This window comes from Allobosea sp. 47.2.35 (genome assembly GCF_024655635.1).
Classification (GTDB): Bacteria; Pseudomonadota; Alphaproteobacteria; order Rhizobiales; family Beijerinckiaceae; genus Allobosea.
Map to the genome: position 1 here is coordinate 1 of NZ_JANLGI010000066.1, position 704 is coordinate 704.

Consider the following 704-nt stretch of genomic DNA (forward strand, 5'->3'; position numbering starts at 1 on the left):
CGAAGGATCTACAATGAGTTAGGCTTGCAACTAAGGAACAAGACGCCCAAGCGCCGGGTCAAGGCGAAGCTGCGCGAGGATCGTGCGCCGGCGACGCGGCCGAACGATGTCTGGGCGATGGACTTTGTCCATGACCAGCTCGCCACGGGGCGTAAGATCCGGGTTTTGACGGTGGTCGACACCTTCTCGCGCTTCTCGCCGGCCGTCGATCCCCGCTTCAGCTACCGGGCCGAGGATGTCGTCGCGACGCTGGAAAGGGTCTGCGCGAAGCTTGGCTATCCGAGGACGATCCGGGTCGATCAGGGCTCCGAGTTCGTCAGCCGCGACCTCGACCTGTGGGCGTATGCCAAGGGCGTCACCCTGGACTTCTCGCGGCCTGGCAAGCCCACCGATAACGCCTTCATCGAGGCGTTCAACGGCCGCTTCCGCAGCGAGTGCCTGAACACGCACTGGTTCCTGACACTTGCGGATGCGGCCGAAAAGATGGAGGTTTGACTCAGATATTATAACGAGGATCGGCCGCACGGGGCCATCGGCAACAAGCCCCCGATCCTGCTGCAAAATCCCGGTGGAGCACCCAGCCTACCGCCGTGATCGAAGGCCGGAAACTCCAACCTCCGGCGCTCCAGCAAATGGTCTCGGATCAATGAAACCCAGGACTCTCCCTCAGAACGGAGGAGAAAAGGGTCTCAGGTCACGGGCGA

1 pseudogene is annotated in these 704 nt (G+C 62.1%); it reads left to right on the plus strand.

Features of this window, described 5'->3' with window-relative positions:
• Positions 1–594, plus strand: a pseudogene (locus NUV79_RS25235) (IS3 family transposase); the annotation flags it as partial.
• Positions 595–704: the final 110 nt, after the last annotated feature.